General features: G+C 69.9%; 20 protein-coding genes. 9 read left to right on the forward strand and 11 right to left on the reverse strand.

All coding sequences use genetic code 11. From position 1 onward, the window contains the following. Nucleotides 1-279: acyl-CoA dehydrogenase C-terminal domain-containing protein (locus WG212_RS01230; RefSeq protein WP_337185244.1), on the forward strand; the 279-nt coding region annotated here is incomplete at its 5' end. Between the two features lie 42 nt (nucleotides 280-321). Here WG212_RS01230 and WG212_RS01235 read toward each other — a convergent pair. Beyond that, nucleotides 322-2064 carry an amidohydrolase family protein gene (locus WG212_RS01235; RefSeq protein ID WP_337185245.1) on the reverse strand — a complete coding sequence of 581 codons (1743 nt, stop codon included), beginning with the start codon at nucleotides 2062-2064 and terminating at the stop codon, nucleotides 322-324. Between the two features lie 306 nt (nucleotides 2065-2370). On the opposite strand from WG212_RS01235, the gene WG212_RS01240 reads away from it, so the two are divergent. The 4 genes from WG212_RS01240 to WG212_RS01255 are packed head-to-tail and all read left to right on the forward strand — an operon-like array spanning nucleotide 2371 to nucleotide 6776. After that, a complete protein-coding gene (locus WG212_RS01240; protein ID WP_337185246.1) occupies nucleotides 2371-3690 on the forward strand; it encodes a DUF1214 domain-containing protein in 1320 nt (439 codons plus the stop codon). A gap of 23 nt (nucleotides 3691-3713) precedes the next feature. Next, nucleotides 3714-5090: an MmgE/PrpD family protein gene (locus WG212_RS01245; protein WP_337185247.1), complete on the forward strand. Its 1377-nt coding sequence runs from the start codon at nucleotides 3714-3716 to the stop codon at nucleotides 5088-5090. Next, nucleotides 5087-6310: an acyl-CoA dehydrogenase family protein gene (locus tag WG212_RS01250; protein WP_337185248.1), complete on the forward strand. Its 1224-nt coding sequence runs from the start codon at nucleotides 5087-5089 to the stop codon at nucleotides 6308-6310. Before WG212_RS01245 ends, WG212_RS01250 begins: the two co-directional genes overlap by 4 nt. 19 nt (nucleotides 6311-6329) lie before the next feature. Beyond that, complete coding sequence (locus tag WG212_RS01255) at nucleotides 6330-6776, forward strand: MaoC family dehydratase (RefSeq protein WP_337185249.1); 447 nt, start codon at nucleotides 6330-6332, stop codon at nucleotides 6774-6776. Nucleotides 6777-6779: 3 nt separating this feature from the next. Here WG212_RS01255 and WG212_RS01260 read toward each other — a convergent pair whose 3' ends face one another. The 6 genes from WG212_RS01260 to WG212_RS01285 form a co-directional block, all read right to left on the reverse strand. After that, the gene (locus WG212_RS01260) at nucleotides 6780-7907 is read right to left on the reverse strand and encodes a DUF819 family protein (RefSeq protein ID WP_337185250.1); all 1128 of its coding nucleotides are present in this window, start codon (nucleotides 7905-7907) and stop codon (nucleotides 6780-6782) included. After that, nucleotides 7904-8755, reverse strand: coding sequence for a CoA ester lyase (locus tag WG212_RS01265; RefSeq protein ID WP_337185251.1), 852 nt, complete (start codon nucleotides 8753-8755; stop codon nucleotides 7904-7906). Before WG212_RS01265 ends, WG212_RS01260 begins: the two co-directional genes overlap by 4 nt. 24 nt (nucleotides 8756-8779) lie before the next feature. Next, a complete protein-coding gene (locus tag WG212_RS01270) occupies nucleotides 8780-10066 on the reverse strand; it encodes an MFS transporter (protein ID WP_337185252.1) in 1287 nt (428 codons plus the stop codon). Next, nucleotides 10063-12288 (reverse strand): TonB-dependent receptor, encoded by a 2226-nt coding sequence (locus WG212_RS01275; RefSeq protein ID WP_337185253.1) that lies wholly within the window; start codon nucleotides 12286-12288, stop codon nucleotides 10063-10065. Before WG212_RS01275 ends, WG212_RS01270 begins: the two co-directional genes overlap by 4 nt. A gap of 228 nt (nucleotides 12289-12516) precedes the next feature. Beyond that, on the reverse strand, nucleotides 12517-13332 hold the full coding sequence (locus tag WG212_RS01280; protein ID WP_337185254.1) for an SDR family oxidoreductase: 816 nt from the start codon (nucleotides 13330-13332) through the stop codon (nucleotides 12517-12519). A gap of 6 nt (nucleotides 13333-13338) precedes the next feature. Continuing rightward, nucleotides 13339-15114 (reverse strand): amidohydrolase family protein, encoded by a 1776-nt coding sequence (locus WG212_RS01285; RefSeq protein WP_337185255.1) that lies wholly within the window; start codon nucleotides 15112-15114, stop codon nucleotides 13339-13341. 268 nt (nucleotides 15115-15382) lie between these two features. Here WG212_RS01285 and WG212_RS01290 point away from each other — a divergent pair, with 268 nt between their 5' ends. The 4 genes from WG212_RS01290 to WG212_RS01305 all read left to right on the forward strand — a co-directional run bounded on the left by WG212_RS01290 (nucleotide 15383) and on the right by WG212_RS01305 (nucleotide 18459). Then, entirely contained in the window at nucleotides 15383-16207 is an 825-nt protein-coding gene (locus tag WG212_RS01290) for a helix-turn-helix domain-containing protein (protein WP_337185256.1), read from the forward strand. Between the two features lie 100 nt (nucleotides 16208-16307). After that, nucleotides 16308-16802: a MaoC family dehydratase gene (locus tag WG212_RS01295; RefSeq protein WP_337185257.1), complete on the forward strand. Its 495-nt coding sequence runs from the start codon at nucleotides 16308-16310 to the stop codon at nucleotides 16800-16802. After that, a complete protein-coding gene (locus WG212_RS01300) occupies nucleotides 16799-17278 on the forward strand; it encodes a MaoC family dehydratase (RefSeq protein ID WP_337185258.1) in 480 nt (159 codons plus the stop codon). Before WG212_RS01295 ends, WG212_RS01300 begins: the two co-directional genes overlap by 4 nt. Next, a complete protein-coding gene (locus WG212_RS01305) occupies nucleotides 17275-18459 on the forward strand; it encodes an acyl-CoA dehydrogenase family protein (RefSeq protein WP_337185259.1) in 1185 nt (394 codons plus the stop codon). The genes WG212_RS01300 and WG212_RS01305 overlap by 4 nt, the downstream gene beginning before the upstream one ends. Before the next feature lie 41 nt (nucleotides 18460-18500). Here the strand turns inward: WG212_RS01305 and WG212_RS01310 are convergent, their stop codons facing one another. The 4 genes from WG212_RS01310 to WG212_RS01325 form a co-directional block, all read right to left on the reverse strand. Beyond that, nucleotides 18501-19931 (reverse strand): aldehyde dehydrogenase family protein, encoded by a 1431-nt coding sequence (locus WG212_RS01310; RefSeq protein WP_337185260.1) that lies wholly within the window; start codon nucleotides 19929-19931, stop codon nucleotides 18501-18503. 43 nt (nucleotides 19932-19974) lie between these two features. After that, nucleotides 19975-20886 carry a CoA ester lyase gene (locus WG212_RS01315; protein WP_337185261.1) on the reverse strand — a complete coding sequence of 304 codons (912 nt, stop codon included), beginning with the start codon at nucleotides 20884-20886 and terminating at the stop codon, nucleotides 19975-19977. Nucleotides 20887-20888: 2 nt separating this feature from the next. Continuing rightward, nucleotides 20889-22109: a CoA transferase gene (locus tag WG212_RS01320; RefSeq protein WP_337185262.1), complete on the reverse strand. Its 1221-nt coding sequence runs from the start codon at nucleotides 22107-22109 to the stop codon at nucleotides 20889-20891. Between the two features lie 307 nt (nucleotides 22110-22416). Continuing rightward, nucleotides 22417-24609, reverse strand: a complete 2193-nt coding sequence (locus tag WG212_RS01325) for a molybdopterin-dependent oxidoreductase (RefSeq protein ID WP_337185263.1) — start codon at nucleotides 24607-24609, stop codon at nucleotides 22417-22419. Nucleotides 24610-24695: the final 86 nt, after the last annotated feature.

Below are 24695 nucleotides of genomic sequence, written 5' to 3' on the forward strand. Positions count from 1 at the left end.
CTGATGCAGCACGGCCTGGCCAACCCCGACAACGCCGGCGCCGCCTCCACCGACTACCTGCACCTCTTCGGCCTCACCGCCCTGGCCTACATGTGGGCGCTCCAGGCCCGGGCCGCCCTGGCCCGCATCGCCGCCGGCGGGACCGACCCCTTCTACGAGACCAAGCTGGTCGTCGGCCGCTACTACCTCGAGCGCGTCCTGCCCGAGACCGCCAGCCGCCTCGCCAAGCTCAAGGCCGGCTCCGAGCTGATGATGAAGCTGCCCGCCGAGGCGTTCTGAGGGCGACGGCGGACGGCCCGGCGCCGCCTGCTCCGCGGCGCCCTACTCCGCGGCGCGCAGCGTGCCGGTTCGCGACTGATGGTCCACGATCACCCCGGGGACCGCGCCGGTGCATTCGCCGTCCACGAACGTCACGTCGCCGTTGACGATGGTGTAGCGGATGCCCACCGCGCGCTTCACCTTGCGCCAGTCGCCGCCGGGCAGGTCGTGCAGCACCTCGTAGCGCAGCGGCGGATCGTAGTTCAGGCGCTCGATGTCGTAGACCATGATGTCGGCGAACGCGCCCACCGTCAGGGTCCCGCGGTCGCGAAGCCGGGCCGCCTGGGCGCTGCGCGCGCTCAGCGCCGCATGCAGCTCCTCCAGGCTGAAGAGCTGCGACTCCCGATGCATCATCAGGATCATGTCGGTCGACCAGAAACCGCCGTTGCCGTGCTTGCTGTGCGCGCCGCCGTCCGAGATCCCGGGCAGCACCCTCGGGTGACGGACGATCTCGGCGACCGCGTTGTAGTCGGGCGAGCCGGCCACGGGGCTGAGGACCAGGGCCTCCATGTTCGACTGCTCCAGCAGGTCGAGGAAGACGCCTGGCGTCGAGCGGCCCGTCTGCTGGGCGATCTCGGCCAGGGGCTTGTCGATGAAGGGCTCGAAGGCCTTGGCCGGGCCGGCCTCCATCAGGACGTAGACCTCCAGCGGGCCGCCCACCTCCCACATGCGGCCGGCGTCATACTCGCGCTCGAAGCGCTCGCGGTAGTCCGCCGAGCGCACCAGGGCCACCTTCTCCTCGCGGGTGTGCGCGGCGCTGAGCGCGCGGAAGATCGGGATGGCGTCCCAGTTGTTGTAGTGCATCGGCGTGATTTCGAGCGGCTTGCGGAACGTGGCTCCCTGCGACCACACCTCCAGGCCCTCGGCCGCCATCTCGTCCAGCCAGCGCAGCACGCTGCGGTGCTGTTCGGGATTGATCCCGCTGGCCACCAGAATGTTGTGCAGGACCGGGCGGCCGCTGCGCCGGGCCAGCTCCTCGACGATCTTCCGCGGCGGGTCGGCCATGCCGGGCAGCTCGACCAGGGTCTGGATCACGCCCTCGCCGCGCTCGCGCAGGACATCGGCCAGGTTGTAGGCCTCCTCCGCGGCCATGACGTCCGAGGGCATGGGCGACTGGTCGTGGTCGACGTGGCTGTTGCCCTCGGCGCCCAGGTGCGAGAAGGCGAAGCCCGCCGCGCCCGCGTCCATCGCCTCATGCATGATGCGCCGCATCTCGGCCCGCTCGGCGGCCGTGGCGGGTCGCGTCTTGGCCTCGTCCGGCCCGATCACATAGGACAGCAGCGGGTTCACCGGCAGGTAGGACGCGATGTTCACCCCCTTGGGGAGGCTGCGCAGGTGGTCCAGCCACTCGGGGAACGTCTCCCAGGTCCAGGGCATGGTGCGCGCCATGGCGTCGTAGGGCACCTGCTCGGTGTTCTCCATCATCCGCATGTAGCGGTCGGCCATGCCCGGGCGGACGGGCGCGAAGCCGAAGCCGCAGTTGCTGATCATGCAGGTGGTCGTGCCGTGCCAGCCCGAGGCCGTGCAGTAGGGATCCCAGTGGAGTTGCGCGTCGTAGTGGGCGTGAAGGTCGATGACCCCCGGGGCGACGATCAGGCCGGTCGCGTCCAGTTCCTTGTCGCCGCGGCCCTCGACCTTGCCGATCCGGGCGATCCGCCCGCCCTTGACCGCGATGTCGCCAATAAAACGCGGCGCGCCTGTCCCGTCGATGATCGAGCCGCCACGGATGATGAGGTCGTAGGTCATGACTTGGTTTCCGCCCTGAACTGTTCGTTGCGGCCGGCCTTGCCGGTCCCGAGCCGCCGAGCCTTCAAGCTAGGCGGCCGTCGCGGGGAGAGTCAGGTGCGCGGGGAAGATATTACATCTGCAACTGCCCGCGCGGGGCGGCGAATACATGGCCGCCAGGCGCCAGGACTGGCCGGCTGACCGCGATTGCCCGGCGCGCGCTGGATGCATGCGTAATATGTCCCGCGCTCGATTGCGCCGCGCGCCGCGCGCCTGCCCCATGCGCTGGAAGTCCGGCCGCAGTCCGGACCTGCGAGGGAACAGGCGATGGCCGGACCGGACAGACGCGGTGTCATGCAGGCCCTGGGCGTGGGCGTCGCCATGGCGCCTGCGGCGGCAGGCGCGAGCGGCCACGTCAGGGACGAAGTGGCCAAAGGCGAAGCGGCCGGAGACGAGGTGGAGCGCTTCGCACGCGAGCAGGCGGCCGCCTTCGCCGAAACCTACCGTGCGGTGACCGAGCGGAACTTCGACGTCCATCGCGCCGCGGTGCGCAAGGCCGGCGCCGGCCTCGCCGAGATCACCATGCTGGACTGCGCCCTGAACACGGCCCGCGCCGCCTCGATGGGGGCGATCTTCACCATGGAATGGGATCCGGCCTACCCCATGCTGGGCAAGCTGCTGACCATGAGCCGCGGGATCCCGGGCCGCCCGAACGCCGACGCGCACTATCACATCGCGTCGCTCCACAGCGACTACACCTACCATATCCGGGGCGATCGCGGGACGGCGCTGATCTTCGACGCCATCGTCCACGCCGGCTCCATGGCCACCCGCAACCGGCCTCTCGTCGACTCCCTGGGCCTGCGGCGCATCGAGATCCCGCCGGGCGAGGAGATCGACATCGTCCTGAGCCGCGAGCCGCGCGACGGCCTGTCGCTGAAGCTGCCCGAGGGCGACTGCTTCCTCTATCTGCGCCAGTACTTCTACGACTGGGACACGGAGGAGCCGGCGCGGCTGGTGATCGAGCGCGAGGGCGCGGTCTTCCCGCCGCCCCAACCCACCCGCGCGGTCATGGCGCGGCGGTTCGAGATGATGAACGGCTGGCTGTCCAGCAACCAGGACGTCGCCTCCAGCGACACCTACAAGGTGTTCGACCTGCCGCCGAACACCCTTGAACCCTTCACCTTCGCCACCGGCGCCTTCGCCAACGTCCAGTACATCTGCGGTTATTCGGTCTGCCGCGCGAACGAGGCCCTGATCATCGAGTTCGAGCAGCCTCGCGCCCGGTACTGGAGCATCAATCTCAACGACGCCTACGGCGGGGCGCTGCACCCCCACATGCGGCAGTCGACGCTCAACGGCCATCAGGCGCAGATGGACTCCGACGGGCGCTTCCGCCTCGTGATCGCCCAGTCCGACCCGGGCGTCGCGAACTGGCTCGACAGCAACGGCCGCGACCTGACCACTCTGGGCGTCCGCCTCCACGACAGCGAGGGCGCGCCGCCCTTCGCCCTCAAGCTGGTCCCGCTGAACGAGCTTGAGCGGCATCTGCCCGCCGGGACGGCGCGCGTGTCGCCCGAGGCGCGGCAGCAGGCGCTGCGCCGGCGGCTCCTGTCGGCCTATCGCCGCGGCGTGACCGACTTCTGAGCCGACGGATCGGAACCCTGGACGTGGACGCCACGATACGATCGCCCGTGACCGCGGCGCTGGTGGAGCACCTCGAGGCCCTGGGTCGCGAGCCGCTCGCGCCCGAGGCCGCGACCGTCGGCAAGCAATGCCTCATGGACTGGCTGGGGGTCGCCCTGGCCGCGCGCGCCGAACCAGCCGTCACCAAGGTCGTCGACGCCCTGGCCCTCGGCCCCGGCGCGCCCGGAGAAGCCGCGATCCTGGGCCTGGCGCGGCGGGCGCGGGCCGACGACGCGGCCCTGGTCAACGGCACGATGGGGCATGCGCTGGACTTCGACGACGTACTGGCGGTCATGGGCCATCCCACGGCCCCGATCGCGCCGGCGCTCCTCGCCCTCGCCGAGGCCACGGGGGCGTCGGGCGACCATGTGCTGACAGCCTTCGTCGTGGGCGTCGAGGCCGCCGCGCGGGTGGGCGCGCTGATGGGGCCTTCGCACTACGAGCGCGGCTGGCATGGCACGGCGACCTTCGGGGCCTTCGGCGCCGCCGCGGCCGCGGCCACCCTCCTGCGCCTGGATGCGCGACGGACGGCCCACGCCCTCGGCCTGGCCGGCACGCAGGCCGCGGGCCTGAAAAGCGTCTTCGGGACCATGTCCAAGCCGTTCCATGCGGGGCGGGCGGCCCAGGCCGGCGTCCTGGCCGCCCGGCTGGCGGCGGCAGGCTTCACCAGCGACACCGACATCCTGGGCTCGCGCCAGGGCTTCGCCGACACCCAGTCCGCCACCGCGGATCCCGCCGCAGGGCTCGCCCCGCGGGCCTTGCCCCACATCGTGGACGTCCTCTTCAAGCACCACGCGGCCTGCTACCTGACCCATAATGCCATCGAGGCGGCCGGCGAGCTGCGGAGCGCCCTGGGGCTACGTCCCGACGACATCGCCGAGGCCCGCGTGGCGGTGATGCCCATGCATCTCGGCGTCTGCGACATCGAGGCGCCCGCCTCGGGCCTGGAATGCAAGTTCTCGCTGCGCATGGCCTGCGCGCTGGCCTTCGCCGGCGAGGACACGGCGGACGAGGCCGTGTTCAGCGACGCCACGGCCGCCCGCGAAGACCTGCAGGCCTTCTGCCGGCGCGTGGCGGTCGAGGCCACCGCGGCCAGCCCGGCCACGCAGGTGACCGTCCGCTTGCGGGATGGCTCGACCCACGCCGTGACCGCCGACGTCTCCACGCCGGCCCGCGACCTCGAGGCCCAGCAGGCGAAGCTGGAGCGGAAGTTCCGGCAGGTGACGGCCCGCGCGCTGAGCGCCGCCGACGCCGAGGCCGCCATCCTGTTCTGCCGCGACCTCGACCGCCAGCCGACGCTGCGCCCCTTGATCGCCCTCTGCGCCGGCGTCGGCGCGCCACGCCCCGAGACGCCCCGATGACCCATCCCGCCCGCCGCGCCGACGGCCTCTACAACGACGTCTTCCTCCCGGACGAGACGCGCCGCATCCGCGCCGAGGCGCGCGCGTTCGTCGAGGCGCAGCTTCGGCCCCACGCCTTCCGCCTGAACACCACGCCCGAACGCCGCGACGGGTTTCCGCGCGACATCTTCCAGGCCATGGCGAAGGCGGGACTCTACGAGATCCCCTTTCCCCGCGATGTCGGCGGCCGGGGCCTGGAGTTCCCGACCCTGGCGTCCATGATCGTGCTGGAGGAACTGGCCTACGCCTCGGCCGGCGTCGCCTCGGCGCTCTACGACGCCCAGGTCCTGCTGGTCGGCCAGACCCTGCTCCGGGCGGCCGAGCCCCTCCGGGGCCGCATCCTGCCGGCCTTGGTCCGCGGCGAGCTGGTGGGGTCGTTCGCCACCAGCGAGCCAGGAGCCAGCACCGACCTGTCGCCCGCCGCGATGCAGACGGTCGCCGAGAAGGTCGAGGGCGGCTGGCGGATCAACGGGCGCAAGCGCTGGATCACCAACGCTGTCGCGGCCGACGTCATCGTGGCCCTCTGCCGGTCCGGCGAAGGCCGCCAGAGCTTCCTCCTGGTCGAGACCCGGGACAACGGCGTGGTCGTCGGCGATCCGGACCTCAAGATGGGCAACCATCCGCAACTGACGTCCGACGTCGAGTTCCGCGACGCCTTCGCCCCGGACGACCATCTCATCGGCGCGGCAGGCGGCGGGCTGCGCGCGGCGCTCTCGGCCCTCATGCTGGGGCGGATCGGGATCGGCGCGGTCGGCGTGGGCCTCGCCCAGGCCGCCTTCGACCAGGCCTGCGCCCACATGGAGCAACGCAAGGTGTTCGGCCGCGAACTGGCCCGCTTCCAGCACTGGCAGTTCACCTTCGCCGACCACGCCATGGCCCTGGAGCAGGCGCGCGGCCTCTACCAGAAGGCGGCCTTCCTGATCGATCGGGGACAGTCCGCCGAGGTCGAGGCGGCCATGGCCAAGACGGTGGGGTCGTCGCTGGCGGTGGACGTCGCCCGCGACGCCGTCCAGGTCTGCGGCGCCTACGGCTTCGCCCGCGTGATCCAGGGCGCGAACGAGCCCCGCATGCTGGAGGCCATCTACCGCGACGCCAAGATCGGCGAGATCTACGAAGGCGCCAACGAGGTCCAGCGCTGGATCGTGGCCCGGCGCATCTTCGGACGCGAGCTCACCGGCTGAGACAGGAAGGAATCCCGACATGACGACAGTGAGCTTGGACCGGCTGCACGAGCTCGCCGGCCGGGAGGTCGGCGTCTCCGGCTGGCTGGAGATCGACCAGAAGCGGGTCGACCTGTTTGCGGAGGCCACCGGCGACCACCAGTGGATCCACGTGGACGTGGCGCGCGCGACCCGCGAGATCGGCGGGCCGATCGCCCACGGCTACCTCACCTTGAGCCTCATCCCGTTCCTGAGCGAGGGCCTGCTCCAGGTCGAAGGCGTGTCGCGCGGGATCAACTACGGCGCCGACAAGGTGCGGTTGGTCAACATGGTGCGGGTGGGCGCGCGGGTGCGGGTACGGCAGAAGCTGCTGGGCGCCGAGCCCAAGGCGGGCGGCGTCCTCATGCGCTCGGAATACACCGTCGAGATCGAGGGCGAACCGAAGCCAGCCTGCGTGGCGGAGGCGCTGGTGGTCCTGTACGCGTGAGCCTCAGGGCCCGATGACGGCGTAGACGGCCAGGCCGACGAAGGTCGCCGAGGCGAACCCCAGAAGTCCGCAGAGGACGCCCGGCGTGATCAGGGCGCGGCGGCCGAACGCCCCCGCCATCGCCGCCGCCGTGGTCGGGCCGGACACGCCGGCGATCGAGGCGACCAGCACCTCGGCGAGGCTCGCCTTCAGCAGCTTGCCCGCCGCCAGCAGCAGCAGCATGTGCGCCGCGATCGCCAGGGCGATGAAGAGCGCCACCCGCACCGCTTCGCCGCCGAAGCGCGTCAGGTCGACGCCCGCGCCCAGCGAAGCGAAGAAGAGGTACATCAGGAGCGTGCCGATCTCGCGGTCGCCCACGAGGCGCCGGACGGCGCCGGCGGCCAGGTTGGCGACCATCAACGCCGCGACGCTGACGAAGACGATCAGGAGTTCCGGCCGCCCCATCGCCACGGCCAGCGCGTCGGAGGCGGCGTAGACGGCCACGGCGGCGGCGGCCATCAGGGCCAGGCTGCGGAACTCCAGCCCCGCCGCCGCCTCGGCGCTCCCGGCCGCGCCAGGATCGCCGTCGACGGTTTCGGCCTCGCGTTCGGGCAACCATCGTTGCAGCCTGGGCTGGGCCGCCAGGGCGCCCACGACCACCAGGTACAGGTTCATCACCACCGCCGCCCCGGCCATCATGGCCGCGAAGCGGGACGGGTCCAGCGTCACCGCGTGCGCGACGGCGACGACGTTGATCGTCCCGCCGACCAGGTTCGCGATCTGAATCGCCGCGATCCGGGCGCCGTCCTCCATGGGCATCAGCATCCAGGCCAGCAGCACCCCGCCCACGCTGGCGACCGCCCCGATCAGGTAGAGGACCAGAAGGGCGCCGGTCTCGCGGAAGATCCGCCGGATGTCGGCCCGGAGCAGCAGCAGGAACACCCCGATGGGCACCGCCACCCGCGCGATCTGCTCGTAGGCGGCGGACCGGTGCGGCAGGACGTCGGCGTTGGCCAGCGCGATCGTGCAGATGAGGATGATCGCCGGCGCGGGGAGCCAGCGGAACGCGCGCACGCGCTCGAGCCCCGCCGCGGCCGCGATGACCGCCAGCAGGACCGCCAGGATCGCCGGATGGGCGTCGGCCGCGATCACGCCCCGACCGCGTCCGCGATCGCCAAGGCCCGGCGAGCCTCCTCCAGGTGCAGCCGCTCGACCATGCGGCCCTCGACCCGAAGCACGCCCTTGCCGGCGTTCTCGGGCTGCGCGAAGGCGTCGACGACCGTCCGCGCCCAGCGGACCTCGTCCTCGGTCGGCGTGAACACCGTGTTCGCCACCGGGACCTGCCGCGGATGGATCAGGGTCTTGCCGTCGAACCCGAACTCGACGCCCTGGCGGCACTGCCGTTCGAGGCCGGCGTCGTCCTCCAGCGCGTTGTAGACGCCGTCCAGGATCACCAGTCCCTCGGCCCTCGCCGCGGCTACGGCGAGCGACAGCGCCGCCTGAAGCGGGCGGCGTTCGACGTCGAGGCGGCAGCGCATCTCCTTGGCCAGGTCGTTCGTCCCGATCACCCAGGCCGTGAGCGGCGTATTGCGCGCCGCCGCCGCGATGGCGTCCAGGCGGAACAGGCAGCCGCAGGTCTCGATCATGGCCCACAGCGGGCAATCGCCGCTCGCCGCCGCGTAGGCCGCCACGTCCTCGGGCGACGACACCTTGGGCGCGAGGATGGCGTCGGGCCGCGCCGCCGCGGCGGCGGCGAGGTCGTCGGCGCCCCAGGGCGTGTCCAGGCCGTTGACCCGGATCACCACCTCGCGCCGGCCGAAGCCGCCCGCCTGCACCGCGTCCACGGCCTGCCGGCGCGCCTCGGCCTTGGCCTCGGGGGCCACCGCGTCCTCCAGGTCCAGGATGACGACGTCGCAGTCGAGGCTCCGCGACTTCTCGATCGCGCGGGCGTTCGCGGCGGGCATGTAGAGGGCGCTTCGGCGGGGCCGCAGAGCGGACATTCGGGATCTCCGTCGGGTCGGTGGTCAGACAGTCGCGCCGCTCGGTCCCCGTCCCAGATGGCCGCCCATCCGGAACAGGAACGCCGCCGCCGCCACGGACGCCAACAGGATCAGCGCCAGGGCGTAGCGGAGAGAGGAGGCTCCAAGGCCAAGATAGGTCGCAAAGACGTCGCTGGCCACGCCGGTGAGGAAGGGGCCCAGTCCCGCGCCGAAGATGGTCGGGATGAGCAGCAGGACGGCCGAGGTGAACCCACGCATCGAAGGCGGCACCAGCGACTGCGCCGTCGCGTTCACCGGCGCGACATAGGCTCCGGCCAGGAAGGCGGCCACGAACCCGACCGCGATGGATACATCGGTGGAGGGCGTCAGGAACTGGATCAGGCCGAAGGGCGCCGCCAGCAGGCAGGTGGTCGCGGGCGCCCAGCCGTACCAGCGGCGGTCTTGGCGCGCGAGCCTGTCGACGATCGCGCCGCCGAGCAGCGCGCCCCCGCCGCCGCCCACGCCGATGATCAGGGCCGCCCACACGGCGACCTCGCTCAGCGGAAGTTCATGCACCCGGGCGTAGAACGACGGCGACCAGTTCAGCAGCGAGACATAGGCGAAGCCCTGAAGGGTGGTTCCCGCCACCAGCAGCCGGAACGCCACCGAACCCCAGAGGCGGGCTATGGCCTCGCGCAGGGGCGGCGGCTCGACGGCCGCCGGCGTCCCGCCTTCGTCCGATTGACCGCGCAGGGGCTCGCGCAGGAGGATCAGCGGCGCCACCAGCAGCAGGCCGGCCAGGCCGATGACCGCGAAGCTGTTGCGCCAGCCCAGTTCCTCGGTGAGCCAGCCGCCCGAGAACACCCCCAGCATGATGCCGATCGGAGACGCGAACGCCCAGACGGCGAAGGCGGTGCCGCGCCAGTTCGGCCGGAAGTAGTCCGACAGCAGCGAGTGGGTGGCCGGCACGCTGGCCGCTTCGCCCAGCGCAACCCCGATGCGGAACAGCATCAGGGTGATGAAGCCCGTCGCGAAGCCGCTCAGCGCCGTCATGCCGGACCAGACCGCCAGGGCGGCGGCCATGATCCAGGTGCGGCGCCAGCGGTCCACGAGGCGCGCGAGGGGCAGCGCCGCCGACGCGTAGAAGAGCGCGAACGAGAGGCCGGTGAGCGCGCCGAGCTGGGCGTCCGACAGGCCCAGCTCGGCCTTGATCGGCACCTGCAGGATGGAGAGCAGGGACCGGTCGACGTAGTTGAACAGCGCGACGACGAAGAGGACCAGCAAGGCCCAGCGGGCCTCGCCGTCCGTCGCGGGGCGCGGCGGCTTGCTCACCGCCAGCGGAAGTCGATGCCGATGCCGTACGTGCGCGGCGCTTGCGCGGTCGCCAGATCGCCGACCGCCTGCTCACTGACCGAGGAGTAGTAGAGCTCGTCCGTCAGGTTCCGCGCGAAGATGCGGAAGCGCCAGGGGCTGTCCGCCGGGCTGTAGGCCGCCTGGAGGTTCAGGACCTCGTATTGCTTCTGCCGCGTCCGGTTCGACGGTTCCCAGTAGAAGCCGTCGTTGATGTAGTAGTTGGCCGTCAGTTGCAGGTCACCCGGGCCGACGGGCACGATGTAGTCGGCGTTGAGCCCGAGGGTCCATTTCGGCGCCCGGATCATCCGCTTGCCCGTCGCGTCGGTGACGCACGAGGTGTTCCCGCCCGGCGCCGTCGAGATCGGGTTGGCGCAGGTCACCCCCGGCGGCGGCGCGGCGTAGGGGTTCGGCACGAAGTACGGCGATCCCGGGAAGTCGGTGTATTTCGCATCCAGAAGGGTCAGCGTCGCGCCCAGCTCCAGGCGCCCCGCGCCGATCGGCGGGACGGCCAGCACCTCGAACTCGGCCCCGTTGATGCGGGCGCCCGCCGCGTTGAGCGTCTGGATGTTGATCGGCGGCGGCGCCACCTGGACGAGCTGGATGTCCTTGTAGTCGTACCGGAAGGCCGTGCCGTTGATCCTCAGGCGCCGGTCCAGCAGGTCGGACTTGAAGCCCACCTCGTAGGCGTCCAGCGTCTCGGGGTCGGTCGGGATCTGGGTGATCGAGGTCAGGTTGAACTGGCCGCTCTTGAAGCCGCGGCTGATCGAACCATAGAGCAGGACGTCCGGGGTGACCTGATAGTCGGCCGAGAACCGCCAGGTCACCTTGCTCGCCGACAGATCCAGATCCCGCACCGACGCCAGGATCGTGCCGGCCGCCAGCGGATGGCCCGGCAGGGCCACGAGCGCGCCGTTCAGCGTGGTCTTGTCCTTGGTGTATCGCACGCCCGCGGTGAGCTTCAGCGCGTCGGTCACGGCGTAGGAGCCCTGGGCGTACGCCGCGTAGGAGTCGAGGTCCGATTGCGAGAAGCGCCCCACGTTGGTCGCCGAGACCGGCGCCGCCTCGGTGGAGATCGGCTGAATGGACGCCTTCATGTTGAAGTAGAACAGGCCGGCGGTCCAATCGAAGCGGTCGGTTCCGCCGGAGAGCAGGAACTCCTGCTGGAACGTCCGCGTCTTCTCGTCGCGCACCACGTCGATGATGCGCGCCGGCGTCACGTCCTGGTCGTAGTGGTTGTTCCAGTAGTACCGGCGAAAGGCCGTGACGCTGCGCAGGACGCCGAACCCCAGGTCGAGACTGGCGTCCTGGCTGACGCCCCACTGGTGGCTCCGCGCGAACACCGGGAAGTCGTAGTTGGCGTCATAGGGGCCGCCCACCCGCTGCCCGCCCAGGATCGTGCGCGTGCCGGCCAGGGTCTGGCGGTTGGTCCCCATGTCGTTCCGCTGCCGGTCGTAATCGGCCGAGATCAGCACGGTGATGCGCTCGCCCGGCTCGAACAGGAGCTGGCCCCGGGTCGCGAACTCGTTGGTGTAGTTGATCTTCTGATCGAGGAAGATGTTGCGCCCGTAGCCCTTCCCCTGATCCTGGCCATAGACGGCGAGGCTGGCCGAGATCGTGTCCGTCAGCCCCATGGATCCATAGACCGATGCGATGGCGGTCTCGTAGTTCATGTAGGTGACGCTGGCGTTCAGCGTCGGCTCCTGCTGCGGCTTGCGGGTGACGACCTGGATCACGCCGCCGGTGGCGTTGCGCCCGAACAGCGTGCCCTGCGGCCCGCGGAGCACCTCCACCCGCGCGATGTTGTTCAGGCTGAACACCGCGCCGCTCGTCGAGGCGATGTAGACGCCGTCCACGTAGGTGGCGACCGAGCTCTCCGTGCCCAGGACCGTCGATTGCGAACCGACCCCGCGGATGTAGGTCTGGGCGTTGCCGTTGACGGTCGTCGTGACCAGGCCGGGCGTCAGGACGTCCAGCTCCTGGCTCGAAAGGATGTTGCTGTCCGCGATCTTCTCGGACGAGAGCGCCGTGACCGCCACGGGCACCTTCTGCAGCGACTCTTCGCGGCGCTGCGCGGTGACGACCACCTCTTCGATCACAGCCTGGTCCGCCGCTTCGGCGGCGGCCGCGCCGCCGCCCGCGAGAACGGCGACGGCCATCAATCCCAGGCCGCTGGAACGGCAGCAGGCAACCTTCAGCGACATGGACGTCTCCCCTCGATCATATTTTTCACGCGCGGCAGACAAGACGTATCCCAGTCTACAGCGCGCGTTTTTCTGCAGCCCACGCCAAGACGGCGTGTGCTAATACATCTCGCAATCTCCAGTTACTGATCTCTGGAGATTATTTCTGACATTGTTCAAGCAGTCCTGCTTGCGCGCCATCGAATTCCTGAGGGCGCGCCGCGAGATTACATATGCATTGAGGTCGGCTCAGCGCGACCAGCCCTGCATGTCGTCCGGCACCGGAGATGGCGACTGGATCGTGAGCCCCCCGTCGGCCACCAGCACCTGGCCGGTCATGTTGCGCGAGAGTTCGCTGGACAGGAACAGGATGACGCTGGCGATGTCGGACGGCTCGCCGATCCGGCGCACCGGGTAGCGCTGCGCGACGCGTTCGTACCATTCCGCGGTCTGGGTCTGCCAGCGTGGCGTCTTGATGAGCCCTGGCGACACGGTGTTGACGCGGATCCCCAGGGGGCCGAGTTCCACCGCCGCGACGCGCGTCATGTGGTCCAGGGCCGCCTTGAAGATGGAATAGGCCAGGGTGATGCCCGGCCAGACGTGCTGGCCGGCGACCGAACTGACCAGCACCGCCACCCCGCCGCCCGAGTCCCGCATCAGCGGCGCCCCCAGCTGCAGCGCCAGGAACGCGTGCCGCAGGACGTTGTCATGCTGCCATTGATAGTCGTCGTCGGTCATGTCGAGCACGCCGCCGCGGATGCCGATGGCGATGATGTCGACGATGCCGTTCAGCTTGCCGAACCGCGTGCGCACCTCGTCGAAGAGCCGCACCATGTCGCCGCGATCCTGCGCGTCCGCGACGATGGCCACGCCCCCGACTTCACGCGCCACCCTCTCGGTCGGCTCGGCCCGCCGCCCCACGCAGACCACCGTCGCCCCCGCCTGGGCCAGGGCGTGGGCCGACTGCCGCCCGATCCCCTGCCCCGCGCCCAGGACCACGAACACCTGGCCGTCGAGGCGCAGCAGGCCCCCGTAGCCAGGGACCGCCGTCTCGTCGAAATCCATCGGCGTCTACTCGGCGGCGACGGTCAGCGTGGGAGTCCGGACGGCTTCGCCAGCCCGCCCGCTGACCAGGATCCGGCCAGGCAGGGCGCCGGTGGTCTGGCCGCCCTCGACGATCACCTCGCCGTTCACGAGCACGTGGGTGACGCCCAGGGCCGGGACCGTGCGGCGCCAGTCGCCGCCCGGCAGGTCGTTCGCCACGACATAGGTCCGCTCGAAGCCGAGCTTGTCGAGGTCGTAGATCATGATGTCGGCGGCATAGCCTTCGAGCAGCGCGCCGCGGTCCTTGAGGCCGAAGATCCGGGCCGGGCGATGGCTGAGGGCGTTGTGCGCTTCCTCCAGCGTCATCCGCCGCTCTTCCTTGACCATCCAGTTCAGGATGTCGGTGGAGTAGTGCCCGCCCACGAAGGACTTCACATGCGCCCCGCCGTCGGACGTGCCGGGGATGACCCTCGGGTGGCGCAGGACCTTTTCCAGCTTGGCGCCGTCGCGCGACTGGGCCTCGGCCAGCTTGAAGTCCACCTGCATGCGCGTGGCCACCAGGATCTCGAAGAAGGTGTCCACCAGATTGTGGCCCAGCGCCTCGGCGATCTGACCGACCGTCTGACCCACATACTTCGAGTAGGTGGGATCCCCATGCGCATCGCTCAGGATGTACTTCTGGAAGCCGCCGCCCGTCGGCATGAAGTACTCGTACCGATAACCCTCGCGCGCACGGCGCCGCCACTCCGGGTCCTGCGCCAGTCGCATGCGCTCCTCGGTGGTCTTGCAGCGCGAGAACTCCTCGAACACCGGCACGGCGTTGAAGAGGGTCATCTCCTCGATCTTCAGTTCGGCCCAGCCGCGGAAGCTCACGGACTGGACGTAGATGTCCAGGCCCTCGGCCACCAGGCGGTCGGCCCAGGCCAGGGTGTCCTTCCACTGGCCCGCCAGCCTCAGCTCGGCCTCGGAAGGGTTGTCGGACGTGTCGTAGACGATCAGGGCGTTGTGGATGATCGGGCGGCCCGAAATCCGGGCCAGCTTCTCGGAGATTTCCGGGCGCGACTCCATGCGGAGCTGCGTCAGGGCCTGGATGACGCCCTCGCCGCGGTCGCGCAGCACCTCGGCCAGGCAGTAGGCGTCCTCCGGGTCCATGATGTCGGTGGGGACGGGCGTTCCGTCGTAGTCCACGTGCCCGTTGCCGTTCCCCAGCAGCGAGAAGCTGAAGCCGCTCGCGCCGGCGTCCATCGCCTCATGCAGCAGTTCGCGCATCCGCTGGCGCTCGGCCGCCGTGGTGGGCCGGCTCTTCACCTCGTCGCCCTTCACATAGATGAGCAGCGGGTTCATGGGCAGGTACATGGCCATGTTGATGCCCTTGGGCATCCGGCGAAGATGGTCCATCCACTGCGGGAACGATTCCCACTCCCAGTTCAGCGCCGCCTTCTGCGCGGCGTAGGGGACCTGCTCGGTGTTGACCATCATCCACATGTACTGGTCGCGGTGCTCGGGCCGGCAGGGCGCGTAGCCGAAGCCGCAGTTGCCAGCGACCACCGACGTGGTGCCGTGCCACGACGAGCTGGTGGCGTACGGGTCCCAGTGCATGGGGGCGTCGTAGTGGGTGTGCAGGTCGATGACCCCCGGCGCTACGATCAGCCCGCGCGCGTCGATCACACGCCCGGCCTCGGCCCCCTGGAGATCGCCGACCTTTGCGATGCGGCCGTCGGCGATGGCGATGTCCGCGACCTGGGCCGGCGCGCCCGTGCCGTCCACGACGGTCCCGCCGCGGATGATCAGCTCGTAGCCCATGGCTCTTCCTCCTCTTGTACGCTGGCGGAAAGGCTGGGGGCGGCGGGGCGAAGCCGCAAGCGGCGAAGGCCCGCAGAGCCGGCCAAACGCCTAGATATTACATACGCCTACGCATCCTCGAGGCGCTTTCCCGTCGGCAATACATATGTAATAGGCAGAGCCCCGCCGTGGCGGCGCCGACGGCCTTGGCCCTAAAGTCCGCCCGTCGGAAGTGGGTCGTTGGCGCCGCCGGACGATTGGCGCCGCTTGCCTGTTTTGCGAGGGCGGAATGGCGTCGTCTGTACTGGGCGGAGAGATTTCATCCATCGGCCCGTGGACGTCGGACACCAGCACGACCAAGGCCCGAACGGTGAAGTCGGCCGAGCGCACGCTGGCCCTCTTCGAGCTGTTCTCACTCTATCAGCGGCCGATGGTCGTCGGCGAGATCGCCAAGGCGCTCCAGATTCCCCAGCCGAGCGTCAGCATGCTGGTGCGCAATCTCACCAGCCTCGGCTACCTCGAACACGATCGCGCCGCGCGCACCTATGTGCCCACGATCCGGATCATGCTCCTGGGCAGCTGGATCCACCGCCGGTTCAGCGAGGAGAGCAACCTGGAGCGCCGCATCGACGCCCTCTCCCGAGGTCTCGGCGAGACGGTGATGATGGGCATCCAGAACGGCGTCTTCTGCCAGTACGTGCTGGTCCAGATGCCCGAGAATCCCGACCTCGCGGTCCAGTCGGGCCTCCTGCGCCCCATCACCTGCACGGCGATCGGCCGGGCGCTGCTCAGCCTCAAGTCCGACGCCGAGATCGAGACCATCGTCCGCCGCTGCAACGCCGAGGTGAGCGACGAGCGCCTTCGCGTGAAGCCCAGCCAGTTCATGGAGACGATCGTCCGGATCCGCGCGCAGGGCTATGCGCGGACCGCCGGCGACATGACCCCGAACCGCTCGGTGATCGCCGTCAGTATTCCCGGCCCCCTGGGCAAGATGCCGATGGCGATCGGGGTTGGCGGCCTGGTGGACAACATCGACGCCAAGGAAGACGCCATCCTCGAGGCCCTCCGCGACTTCAAGGCCGCCAGCGAAGGCCGCGACGCCCCGGCGCGCTGACGCCGCCAACATTGCACATGTAATCTGAGCTTCCCGGCTCTCGGCTGTGGTTGTTCTGCGCCGAGGCTTTGGCGAAGGATGCCCGACAAAGGGAGCGGGCATGACCGATATTCGAGAACGCGCGAAGCTTTGGCCAAAAGGCCGACTATTCGAAGATTTCCACGTCGGACAGACGTTCGAGCACCACTGGGGCCGAACCATCACGGAAGCCGACAACATACTCTTTACGACGCTGACCTTGTCATACAATGCGCTCTACTTCAATCGCGACTACGCCAAGGCGCACGGCCATCCGGATGTGGTGGTCAATCCACAGCTCGTCTTCAACGTGGTGCTGGGCCTCAGCGTCGAGGACTGCAGCGAGATCGGCGGCCCGTTCCTGGGCGTCTTCGAGCTGAGCTACGACCGACCCGTCTACCCCGGCGCCACGATCTATGCGCGCACCGAGACGGTCGACCTGCGCACGTCGGGCAGCAATCCGGCCAACGGCATCGTCACCTGGCGAACCGAAGGCTTCGATCCGGAAGGCAATCGCCTGGTCGGCTTCCGCCGCTCGAATCTCGTCCGTCGCCGCGATCCGGAGGCCGCGCAATGAACCTCTCCCGCCTGACCGGGGCCACGAACTACTTCGAGGATTTCGAGGTCGGCGCGGTCATCAAGCACGCCCGCGGCAAGACGATCACGCCGCTCGAGAACGTGCTGATCACCAACCTGGTGATGAACACCGCCCAAGGTCACTTCAACGAGGATCTGATGCGCAAGGAAGGCTTTCCGGGCGTCATCGTGTACGGCGGCGTCAACTTCTCGATGGTCCTTGGCCTCGCCGCCCAGGACTGCTGCGAGAACGCCTTGCAGGAGCTGGGCCTCGACAACGTCAAGCTCACCAAGCCCGTCCTGCACGGTGACACGATCTACGCCTACAGCGAGGTGCTGGACCGCAGCGACAGCGACCGCGAGGACGCCGGCGTCGTGACCTTCCGCCACTACGGCTACAATCAGCGCGACGAGATGATCGCCCAGGTGGATCGGCGGGTCCTCCTGAAGCGCAAGAGCCACTGGGTCCGGCCATGACGGAGCCGGCGGGCTACTGGAACGAAACCCGTCGGATGGTCCGGGAGACCGCCCGCAGCTTCACCGACACGGTGGTGCTGCCGGCGGCCAACCGCCTGGATCCCGAGAAGGGCGACATCCCGCAGGCGCTCATCGACCAGATGGGCGATCTCGGCTTCTTCGGCATCCTGATCCCCGAGGCGGAAGGCGGCCTGGGCCTGGGCGTGTTCGAGTACTGCCTGGTCGCCGAGGAACTGGCCCGGGGCTGGATGAGCGTCGCCAGCATCATCGCCCGCGGGAACGGCTTCTACCGGTCGGTCCCCGCCGGCGACGAGGCCGAGCGGAGCCAGCGCGTCCAGGCCATGGCCCGCGGGCGCTACCTCGGCGCCTTCGCCATGTCGGAACCGAACGCCGGATCGGACGTCAGCGCCGTGACCTGCCGCGCCCGGCGGGACGGCGACGACTGGGTCATCACCGGCTCCAAGTACTGGTGCACCTTCGCGGACGGCGCGGACTTCATCTCCGTGGTCTGCCGCACGGCCGAGCCCGAGGCCGGCAAGCGCCACCTGGGCCTGACCATCATTCCGGTGGAGAAGCCCCGTGGCCAGCTGCCCGCCGGCGTCACCGGGTCTCCGATCCCCAAGATCGGCTATTTCGGCTGGCGGACCTGGGAGCTGCACTTCGACAACGTGCGCGTCGCCGCCGGCCACACGGGCGGCGGGGAGGGATCGGGCTCGGCGTTCTACAGCATCGCCTCGACGCTCGAAGGCGCGCGCGCCCATACGGCGGCGAGGTCGATCGGCGCGGCGCAGGGGGCGTTCGAACACGCTCTGGCCTACGCGAAGGAGCGCGAGCAGTTCGGGCGGCCGATCGCCGACTTCCAGGCCATCCGGTTCAAGCTCGCCACGATGGCCACCGAGATCGAGGCGGCCCGCCAGCTCATGTACTTCGTCTGCCACGAGATCGACTCGGGCCGCCGCTGCGACAAGGAGGCCGCCATGGCGAAGTACTTCGCCGCCGAGATGGCCGAGCGCGTCACGAGCGAGGCGCTGCAGATCCTGGGCGGGGCGGGCTACACCACCCTGCACCCCGTCGAGCGCTACTGGCGGGACGCGCGGCTGACGAAGATCTTCGAGGGTTCGTCCGAGATCCAGCAGCGGATCATCGCCGACGCCCTGCTGGGCAAGCCCTCGCGCGCCTGAAGCGCGCGGGGCCGGCCTGCCGGTTCACCACAGGCCCGGGGTCACAGCTTGATCGTGACGCACTTGAGCTGGGTGTAGTGGTGGAGGGCCTCGATGCCCTTCTCCCGCCCGTAGCCGCTCTGCTTGTACCCGCCCAGCGGGGTCTCCACACCGCCGGCCTGATACTCGTTGATGTAGATCTGACCCGCTTCGAGGGCTGCGGCGACGCGGTGAGCCCGGCTCAGGTCGCGGGTCCAGACGCCGGCGGCCAGGCCGTACTCGGTGTCGTTGGCGATCCGGATGGCGTCCGCCTCGTCCTTGAACGGCAGCACGGTCAGCACCGGCCCGAAGACTTCCTCCCGCGCGATCCGCATGTCCGGATTGGCGTCGACATAGATGGTCGGCGGCACGAACCAGCCGGTCTGAAGCGACGGATCGGCATAGGCTTCACCGCCCGTCACGGCCCGGGCGCCCTCTGCGCGGGCGACCTCGAAATACTGAAGCACCCGCTCATGCTGCGCCTTGGTGGTGATGGCGCCCACGAAGGCGTCGGGTTCCGGCCCCACTTTCAGCGCGGCCACCGCCTTCGTCAGCGCCTCCACGAAGGTGTCGGCGATCGATTCCTGGACCAGCAGCCGCGTGCCCGCGAGACAGATCTGGCCAGCGTTGAGGGCGAAGGCGCGCAGCGCCCCGGGGACGGCGGCCGCCAAGTCCGCATCCTCGAAGACGATGTTCGGCGACTTTCCACCCAGCTCCAGCGTCAACGGGATGATCCGCTCGGCGGCGATGCGACCGATCTCGCGGCCCGCGCGCACGCTGCCGGTGAAGGCGACCTTGCGAACCTGAGGATGCTCGACGAGAGCCGAACCCGCCTCGGAGCCCGAGCCCAGGATCACGTTCAGCACGCCCGGCGGCATGCCGCACGCCACGGCCAGTTCGGCCAGGCGCACGAGCGAGCCCGAGGTCTCCTCCGACGGCTTGGCCACCACCGTGTTCCCGGCGGCCAGGGCCGGCGCGATGGCCCGCCCGGCCTGGTTCAGCGGCGCGTTCCACGGCAGGATCACGCCCACCACGCCGAACGGCTCGCGCCGCGTGTAGGAATGGTAGCCCGAGCCGATGTTGATGATCTCGCCGTGGCCGGTGTTCACCAGCCCGCCGTAGAACTCGAAGTACTGGGCCGCGCCTTCCAGCTCGATCGGCCCCTGCCAGGCCGGCTTGCCCGCTTCGCGGCTCTCGATGGCGGCCAGCTCGGCGACATTCTCCCGCATGGCCCGCGCGAGCTCCAGCAGGACGCGGCCGCGCTCGATCGGCCGGCGGTCGCGCCATTCGGCGAGCGCCGCGGAGGCCGCGCCCACGGCCGCGTCCACGTCGGCCGCCGTGCCGCGCGCGACGCGGCCCATCACCTCGCCGGTGCGCGGGTCCGCCTTGTCCAGGTACTGGCCGGACGCCGGGGGAAGCGACCGGCCGCCGACGAAGTGAACCAGATCCGCCATCACAGCCTTCTCGCCGTACGCCATCGCATCCTCCCTTGACGTCCTACATGCCGATCAGGTCGGCCTTGGTCAGTGTGTTCTTCACCAGCCGCAGGACGGCGACGTCGATCATCACGCCGTCCACCTGGGCCGCGCCCAGGCCCTTGGCCTCGGCTTCACGGTAGGCCGCTTCGAGCTTGCGCGCGTGCGCCACTTCCTCGGCCGGCGGGGTGAACACGTCCAGGGCGGGCTCGATCTGGGCCGGATGGATGGCCCACTTGCCGACCATGCCCAGCGACCGCGCGCGGACCGCCTCCTCGCGGTAGGCCGCCTCGTTCTTGAAGTTGCCGAAGGGCCCGTCGACGGCGTCGATCCCCACCGCGCGGGCCGCCATGGCGATGCGGAAGCGCGCATAGTGGAAGATGTCGCCGGGATAGGACCCCGTCCCGCCGATCTCGGAGGTGTCGATGCCCTGCGAGCCCGAATAGTCGCCCATTCCGAAGATGAGGCATTCCAGCCGGTCGGACGAACGGGCGATCTCCTCCACGTTCTGGAGCGCCTGCACCTCCTCGATGAGCACCTCGATGCCGATGCGCTTCGGCAGCTTCAGCTTCTTCTCGAGCTGGTTCAGCATGTGGTGGAGGAACAGGACGTCGGCCGCGCAGAACGGCTTGGTCAGCATGATCGTGTCGATGTTGCGCCCGGCCTTCTCCACCAGGGTGATGATGTCGTCGTGGCACCATTCGGTGGTCACGTCGTTCACCCGCACGCACCGGGTCTTGCGGCCCCAGTCCAGGGTGTTGAGCGCCTCGGCGATCGTGTCCCGCGCGCCCACCTTGGCGCTCGGCGCGACGGCGTCCTCGAGGTCGCAGAATACGTGGTCGGCGCGTGAGGCGGCCGCCTTCTGAAGCATCTTCTCGCTGCTGCCGGGCACCGACAGCTGGACGCGCCGCAGACGCTGGGGACGATCCGACATGCTCAAACCAACTCCTTCTCGCTCCGCGCGCGCGTGCGCCGGGCCGCTACGATCGTTTCGATCTCTTCCTCCGTGAGGCCGGCCTGACGAAGATACTCGCGCGTATCCTCGCCGAGCAGCGGACTGCGCCGCCGCACGCCGCCGGGCGTCACCGTCATCTTTATCGGCACGCCCGCCACCTGGATCGGGGCGGCGCCCGGCTGCTCGACGTCCACGATCATGTCCCGCGCAACGAAGTGCGGATCCTCGCGGATGTCGGCGATGTTCATCACCGGCCCGAACGGCATCCGCCCTCCCAGGCGCGCCATCAGTTCCGCCTTCGTGAACCGCGCCATCCGTTCGTTCAGGATCGGGATGAGCACATGCCGGTTCTCGGTCCGCGCCTCGCGCACGGCGAACCTCGGATCCTTGGCGAGTTCGGGCGCCTCGATCGCTTCGCACAGGACGTCGAAGAACATGTCCTGCTGGGCCGCGACCGTCACGTAGCCGTCCGCCGCGGTGAAGATACCGAACGGGCAGAGGAACGGGTGGTGGTTGCCCTCCGGCCCCGGGACCAGCCCCTGCACCGAATGCTGCCAGACCATCCGCTCGCAGACCGACAGGACGCAGTCCACCATCGAGACGTCCACGAACTGGCCCTCGCCCGTCCGCCGGGCGTGATGGACGGCCGCCAGGACGCCGAACGCGAGCATCATGCCGGGCACGATGTCGCCCACGCCCGGGCCGATCTTGGTGGGCGTCCGGCCGTCGGCCCCGGTGATCGCCATGATCCCGCCCATGGCCTGGGCGATGACGTCGAACGCCGGCCAGTCCACGTAGGGCGAGGCCCCCGTCCGGCGGTCGCCGAAACCGCGCAAGGCGCCGTAGACCAGCCGCGGATTTTCCTCGCGCAGCACTTCGTAGCCCAGCCCCAGGCGCTCCATCACCCCGGCGCGGAAGTTCTCGACGACGGCGTCGGCGTCGCGGACCAGGGCCTTCAGGGCGGCCTTCCCGGCCTCGGTCTTCAGGTCGAGACAGACGCTTCGCTTGTTGCGGTCCACGCTCTGGAAATAGCCGCCCAGGAGCTGCTGGGCGTCGTCCGGCCGGAAAGGCCCGGCCGCGCGGGTCATGTCGCCTTCCGGCGGTTCGACCTTGATGACCAGGGCTCCGTGATCGGCGAGCGCCATGGTTCCGAACGGGCCCGCCAGCATCTGGGTGAGATCAATGATCTTCAGATCGGACAAGGCTCCGAAGGGAGCTTCACCAAGGGACTGGTTCACATCTTACTCCGCAGGTCGCAGCGACGGCGACCGGCGGACCGGCATCACCGCCACACCCCACCCGCCCGTCGGCGCTCATCGGCAATACTGCGCGTTGACGGTGGAGGCACAACAGAATGGGGTCCGGCAAGCGACTGTATTACAAATGCAATGAGAAGAATCCGGCGACTTTGGCCATCGCGAAAACCACCGCTAGTCTAGGCGAACTGGCGTTGCTTTCAGCGGCCTCAGAACGACTCGGCCGGCGGCGCGGTGGCCCAGGCCGCCAGGATCACGGCCGATCACCGATCCGCGCAGCGGCGAGCGCCGCCGGCAAAGGGGCGACGTCCACGGGGACACCGTCCACCAGGCACATTCCGGACACCTGCTCCCAGTCCTGCGGATCGCCCGACGCCAGTTCGTTGACGTTGCGTCCCGGAAGGCCGTTGGCCACCGTCCATCCGCCCGCATGCCCCCAGCCGTGCGGATAGCAGACCGAGCCGGGGATCACGTCGTCGCTGAACTCGACCTCGACCTCGAGCACGCCGTGGTCGCTGGCGACACGCACCAGCCCGCCGTCCGCCACCTGGCGCTCGCGGGCGTCGTCCGGATGCATGAGCAGGGTCGGACGGTCGGACCGCACGATCCGCATGTCGTTGTGCATCCACGAATTCAGCGATCGGAGCTTGCGCCGCCCGAAGAGCTTGAGGCGGTGGTCGCCGGCGCCTCGGGTCGCCTCGACGAGACGCGCAGCCTCTCCGGCGATAATCTCGTTCCAGAGGCGCGGCTTGCCGTCCACGTAGGCGACCCGGTCCCATCCGCCCTCCGCGTCCGCGCGCTCCACGAACCGCAGTCCGCTGGGGAACTCGTCGCGGAGCCGCGCCGCCGTCAGCCCGCCGACGCCGTCGCCGGCGGGCGCGTCGGCGAGCAGTTCGTCCATCATGCGCAGGAGCGCGGCCTCGGGCGAGCGGTCGCCCGCTTCGAGCAGCGGCGGGCGCCCGGCGCGCACGAGGATATCGTTGTAGACGCCCAGCTCCAGACGGCTCTGCCCCATCGGGGGGATCACGGCGTCCGTGTACTGCACCCAGGGCCTGGGCGCGTTCAGCACATGCAGTTCGGTCAGGTCGGCCCGTTCGAAGAACGTGGTGCTGGGCAGGATGTAGTGCGCATGGCGCGTGGACTCGGTCACGTAGAAGTCCAGCGCCACGAACAGCTCCAGGGCGCCGAGCGCCCGCTCGATCTTGCTGCTGCCGGGATAGGCCATGACGGGGTTGCCGCTGTCGACGAACAGCGCCCTCAACTGCCCGTCCCCCGGTGTCAGGATGTCGTCGGCCAGGGAGCCGCCGGGCTGGAAGCCGCCGAGCAGCGGCAGCCCGCCGACACGGGACCGCGCCTCCCCGTAGGGCTTGGGCGGGCCGAACTGGTCGTAGATCGACCGCGGCGGCGTCTTGCGGCTGAAGGGCGAGGCGCCCGTGATCCAGCCGCCGCGGGTCGCGAACCGGCCGGTGACGATGTTCAGCGCCTCGATCAGGACGTTGACCAGCGTGGGGAACGAGCCGCGGCACGAGCCGAGGCGGCCGTAGCACGCGGCGGTGCGCGCGCCGGCGAACCGGCGGGCGAGCCCGGCGATCTGTTCCGGCGGCACATGGCAGCGGGCGGCGGCCGCCTGGAGCGGGATCGCGGCAAGGGCGTCGCGAAGGCTGCGCCAGCCCTCGACCCGGGCGTCGAGAAGGTCCTCCTTCGCCAGGCCTTCGGCGAAGATGACGTTCAGCATCCCCGCCAGCAGCCAGGCGTCGCTGTCGGGCAGGACCGGGACGTGTTCGAATCGGCGCGCGGTCTCGGTCCGGCGGGGATCGACCACGACGACGGCGCCCCGCTTCGAGACCGCCTCGAGCTTCTGCAGGACGCGGGGCTCGGACACGAGCGACATGTGCGAGACCATCGGGTTCGCGCCCACCATCAGCAGGACGTCGCAGTCCTCGAGATCCGGGAAGGTGTAGGGGTGGCCCGGCCCGTAGACGAGCTGGCAGGCCAGCGACTTCGAGCCCGTGTCCACATGCACGGGATTGAAGATCTTGGACGAGCCGAAGGCCCGCGCGAAACGGCTCGCGAAGGCCATGTGGCGGAAGCCGAAGGCGGCGGGGTTGCCGAAATAGACTCCCATCGCATCGGGCCCGTCCCGGTCCACGATCGACGCCAGCCGCCCGGCGATGTCGTCCAGCGCCTCGTCCCAGCCCACGGGCTCGAACTCGCCGGGGCCGCCCGCCCGGCGAAGCGGCGTGAGCACCCGGTCGGGATCGTAGGTGATGTGCATCATCGCCGGCCCCTTCACGCAGAGGTGGCCGTTCGAGGTCACGTGCTCGCGGTCCGGGCCCACATACGTGATCCGGCCCTCCTCCACCTTGGCGACCAGGCCGCACTGGGCCTCGCAAAGGCGGCAATAGGTATGGCGGAGGCCGTCGGCGGCCGTCGCGGCGGGGGACATGGACGCGCTCCGGTCTGGTTCCAGGACGCGCGCAGCGTCGGACGCCTGCGAGGCGGCGTCACGCACGGCCGGGGAGATATCACATA

This window comes from Phenylobacterium sp., assembly GCF_037189685.1.
Classification (GTDB): Bacteria; Pseudomonadota; Alphaproteobacteria; order Caulobacterales; family Caulobacteraceae; genus Phenylobacterium.

Excerpts from the sequence above, each read along its gene's own strand:
- WG212_RS01255 (WP_337185249.1), top strand. The coding sequence starts at position 6,330 with ATGACGACAGTGAGCTTGGACCGGCTGCACGAGCTCGCCGGCCGGGAG.
- WG212_RS01305 (WP_337185259.1), top strand. The coding sequence starts at position 17,275 with ATGACGGAGCCGGCGGGCTACTGGAACGAAACCCGTCGGATGGTCCGG.
- WG212_RS01250 (WP_337185248.1), top strand. The coding sequence starts at position 5,087 with ATGACCCATCCCGCCCGCCGCGCCGACGGCCTCTACAACGACGTCTTC.
- WG212_RS01295 (WP_337185257.1), top strand. The coding sequence starts at position 16,308 with ATGACCGATATTCGAGAACGCGCGAAGCTTTGGCCAAAAGGCCGACTA.
- WG212_RS01310 (WP_337185260.1), bottom strand. The coding sequence starts at position 19,931 with ATGGCGGATCTGGTTCACTTCGTCGGCGGCCGGTCGCTTCCCCCGGCG.
- WG212_RS01235 (WP_337185245.1), bottom strand. The coding sequence starts at position 2,064 with ATGACCTACGACCTCATCATCCGTGGCGGCTCGATCATCGACGGGACA.
- WG212_RS01325 (WP_337185263.1), bottom strand. The coding sequence starts at position 24,609 with ATGTCCCCCGCCGCGACGGCCGCCGACGGCCTCCGCCATACCTATTGC.
- WG212_RS01315 (WP_337185261.1), bottom strand. The coding sequence starts at position 20,886 with ATGTCGGATCGTCCCCAGCGTCTGCGGCGCGTCCAGCTGTCGGTGCCC.
- WG212_RS01265 (WP_337185251.1), bottom strand. The coding sequence starts at position 8,755 with ATGTCCGCTCTGCGGCCCCGCCGAAGCGCCCTCTACATGCCCGCCGCG.
- WG212_RS01280 (WP_337185254.1), bottom strand. The coding sequence starts at position 13,332 with ATGGATTTCGACGAGACGGCGGTCCCTGGCTACGGGGGCCTGCTGCGC.
- WG212_RS01240 (WP_337185246.1), top strand. The coding sequence starts at position 2,371 with ATGGCCGGACCGGACAGACGCGGTGTCATGCAGGCCCTGGGCGTGGGC.
- WG212_RS01290 (WP_337185256.1), top strand. The coding sequence starts at position 15,383 with ATGGCGTCGTCTGTACTGGGCGGAGAGATTTCATCCATCGGCCCGTGG.
- WG212_RS01285 (WP_337185255.1), bottom strand. The coding sequence starts at position 15,114 with ATGGGCTACGAGCTGATCATCCGCGGCGGGACCGTCGTGGACGGCACG.
- WG212_RS01300 (WP_337185258.1), top strand. The coding sequence starts at position 16,799 with ATGAACCTCTCCCGCCTGACCGGGGCCACGAACTACTTCGAGGATTTC.
- WG212_RS01275 (WP_337185253.1), bottom strand. The coding sequence starts at position 12,288 with ATGTCGCTGAAGGTTGCCTGCTGCCGTTCCAGCGGCCTGGGATTGATG.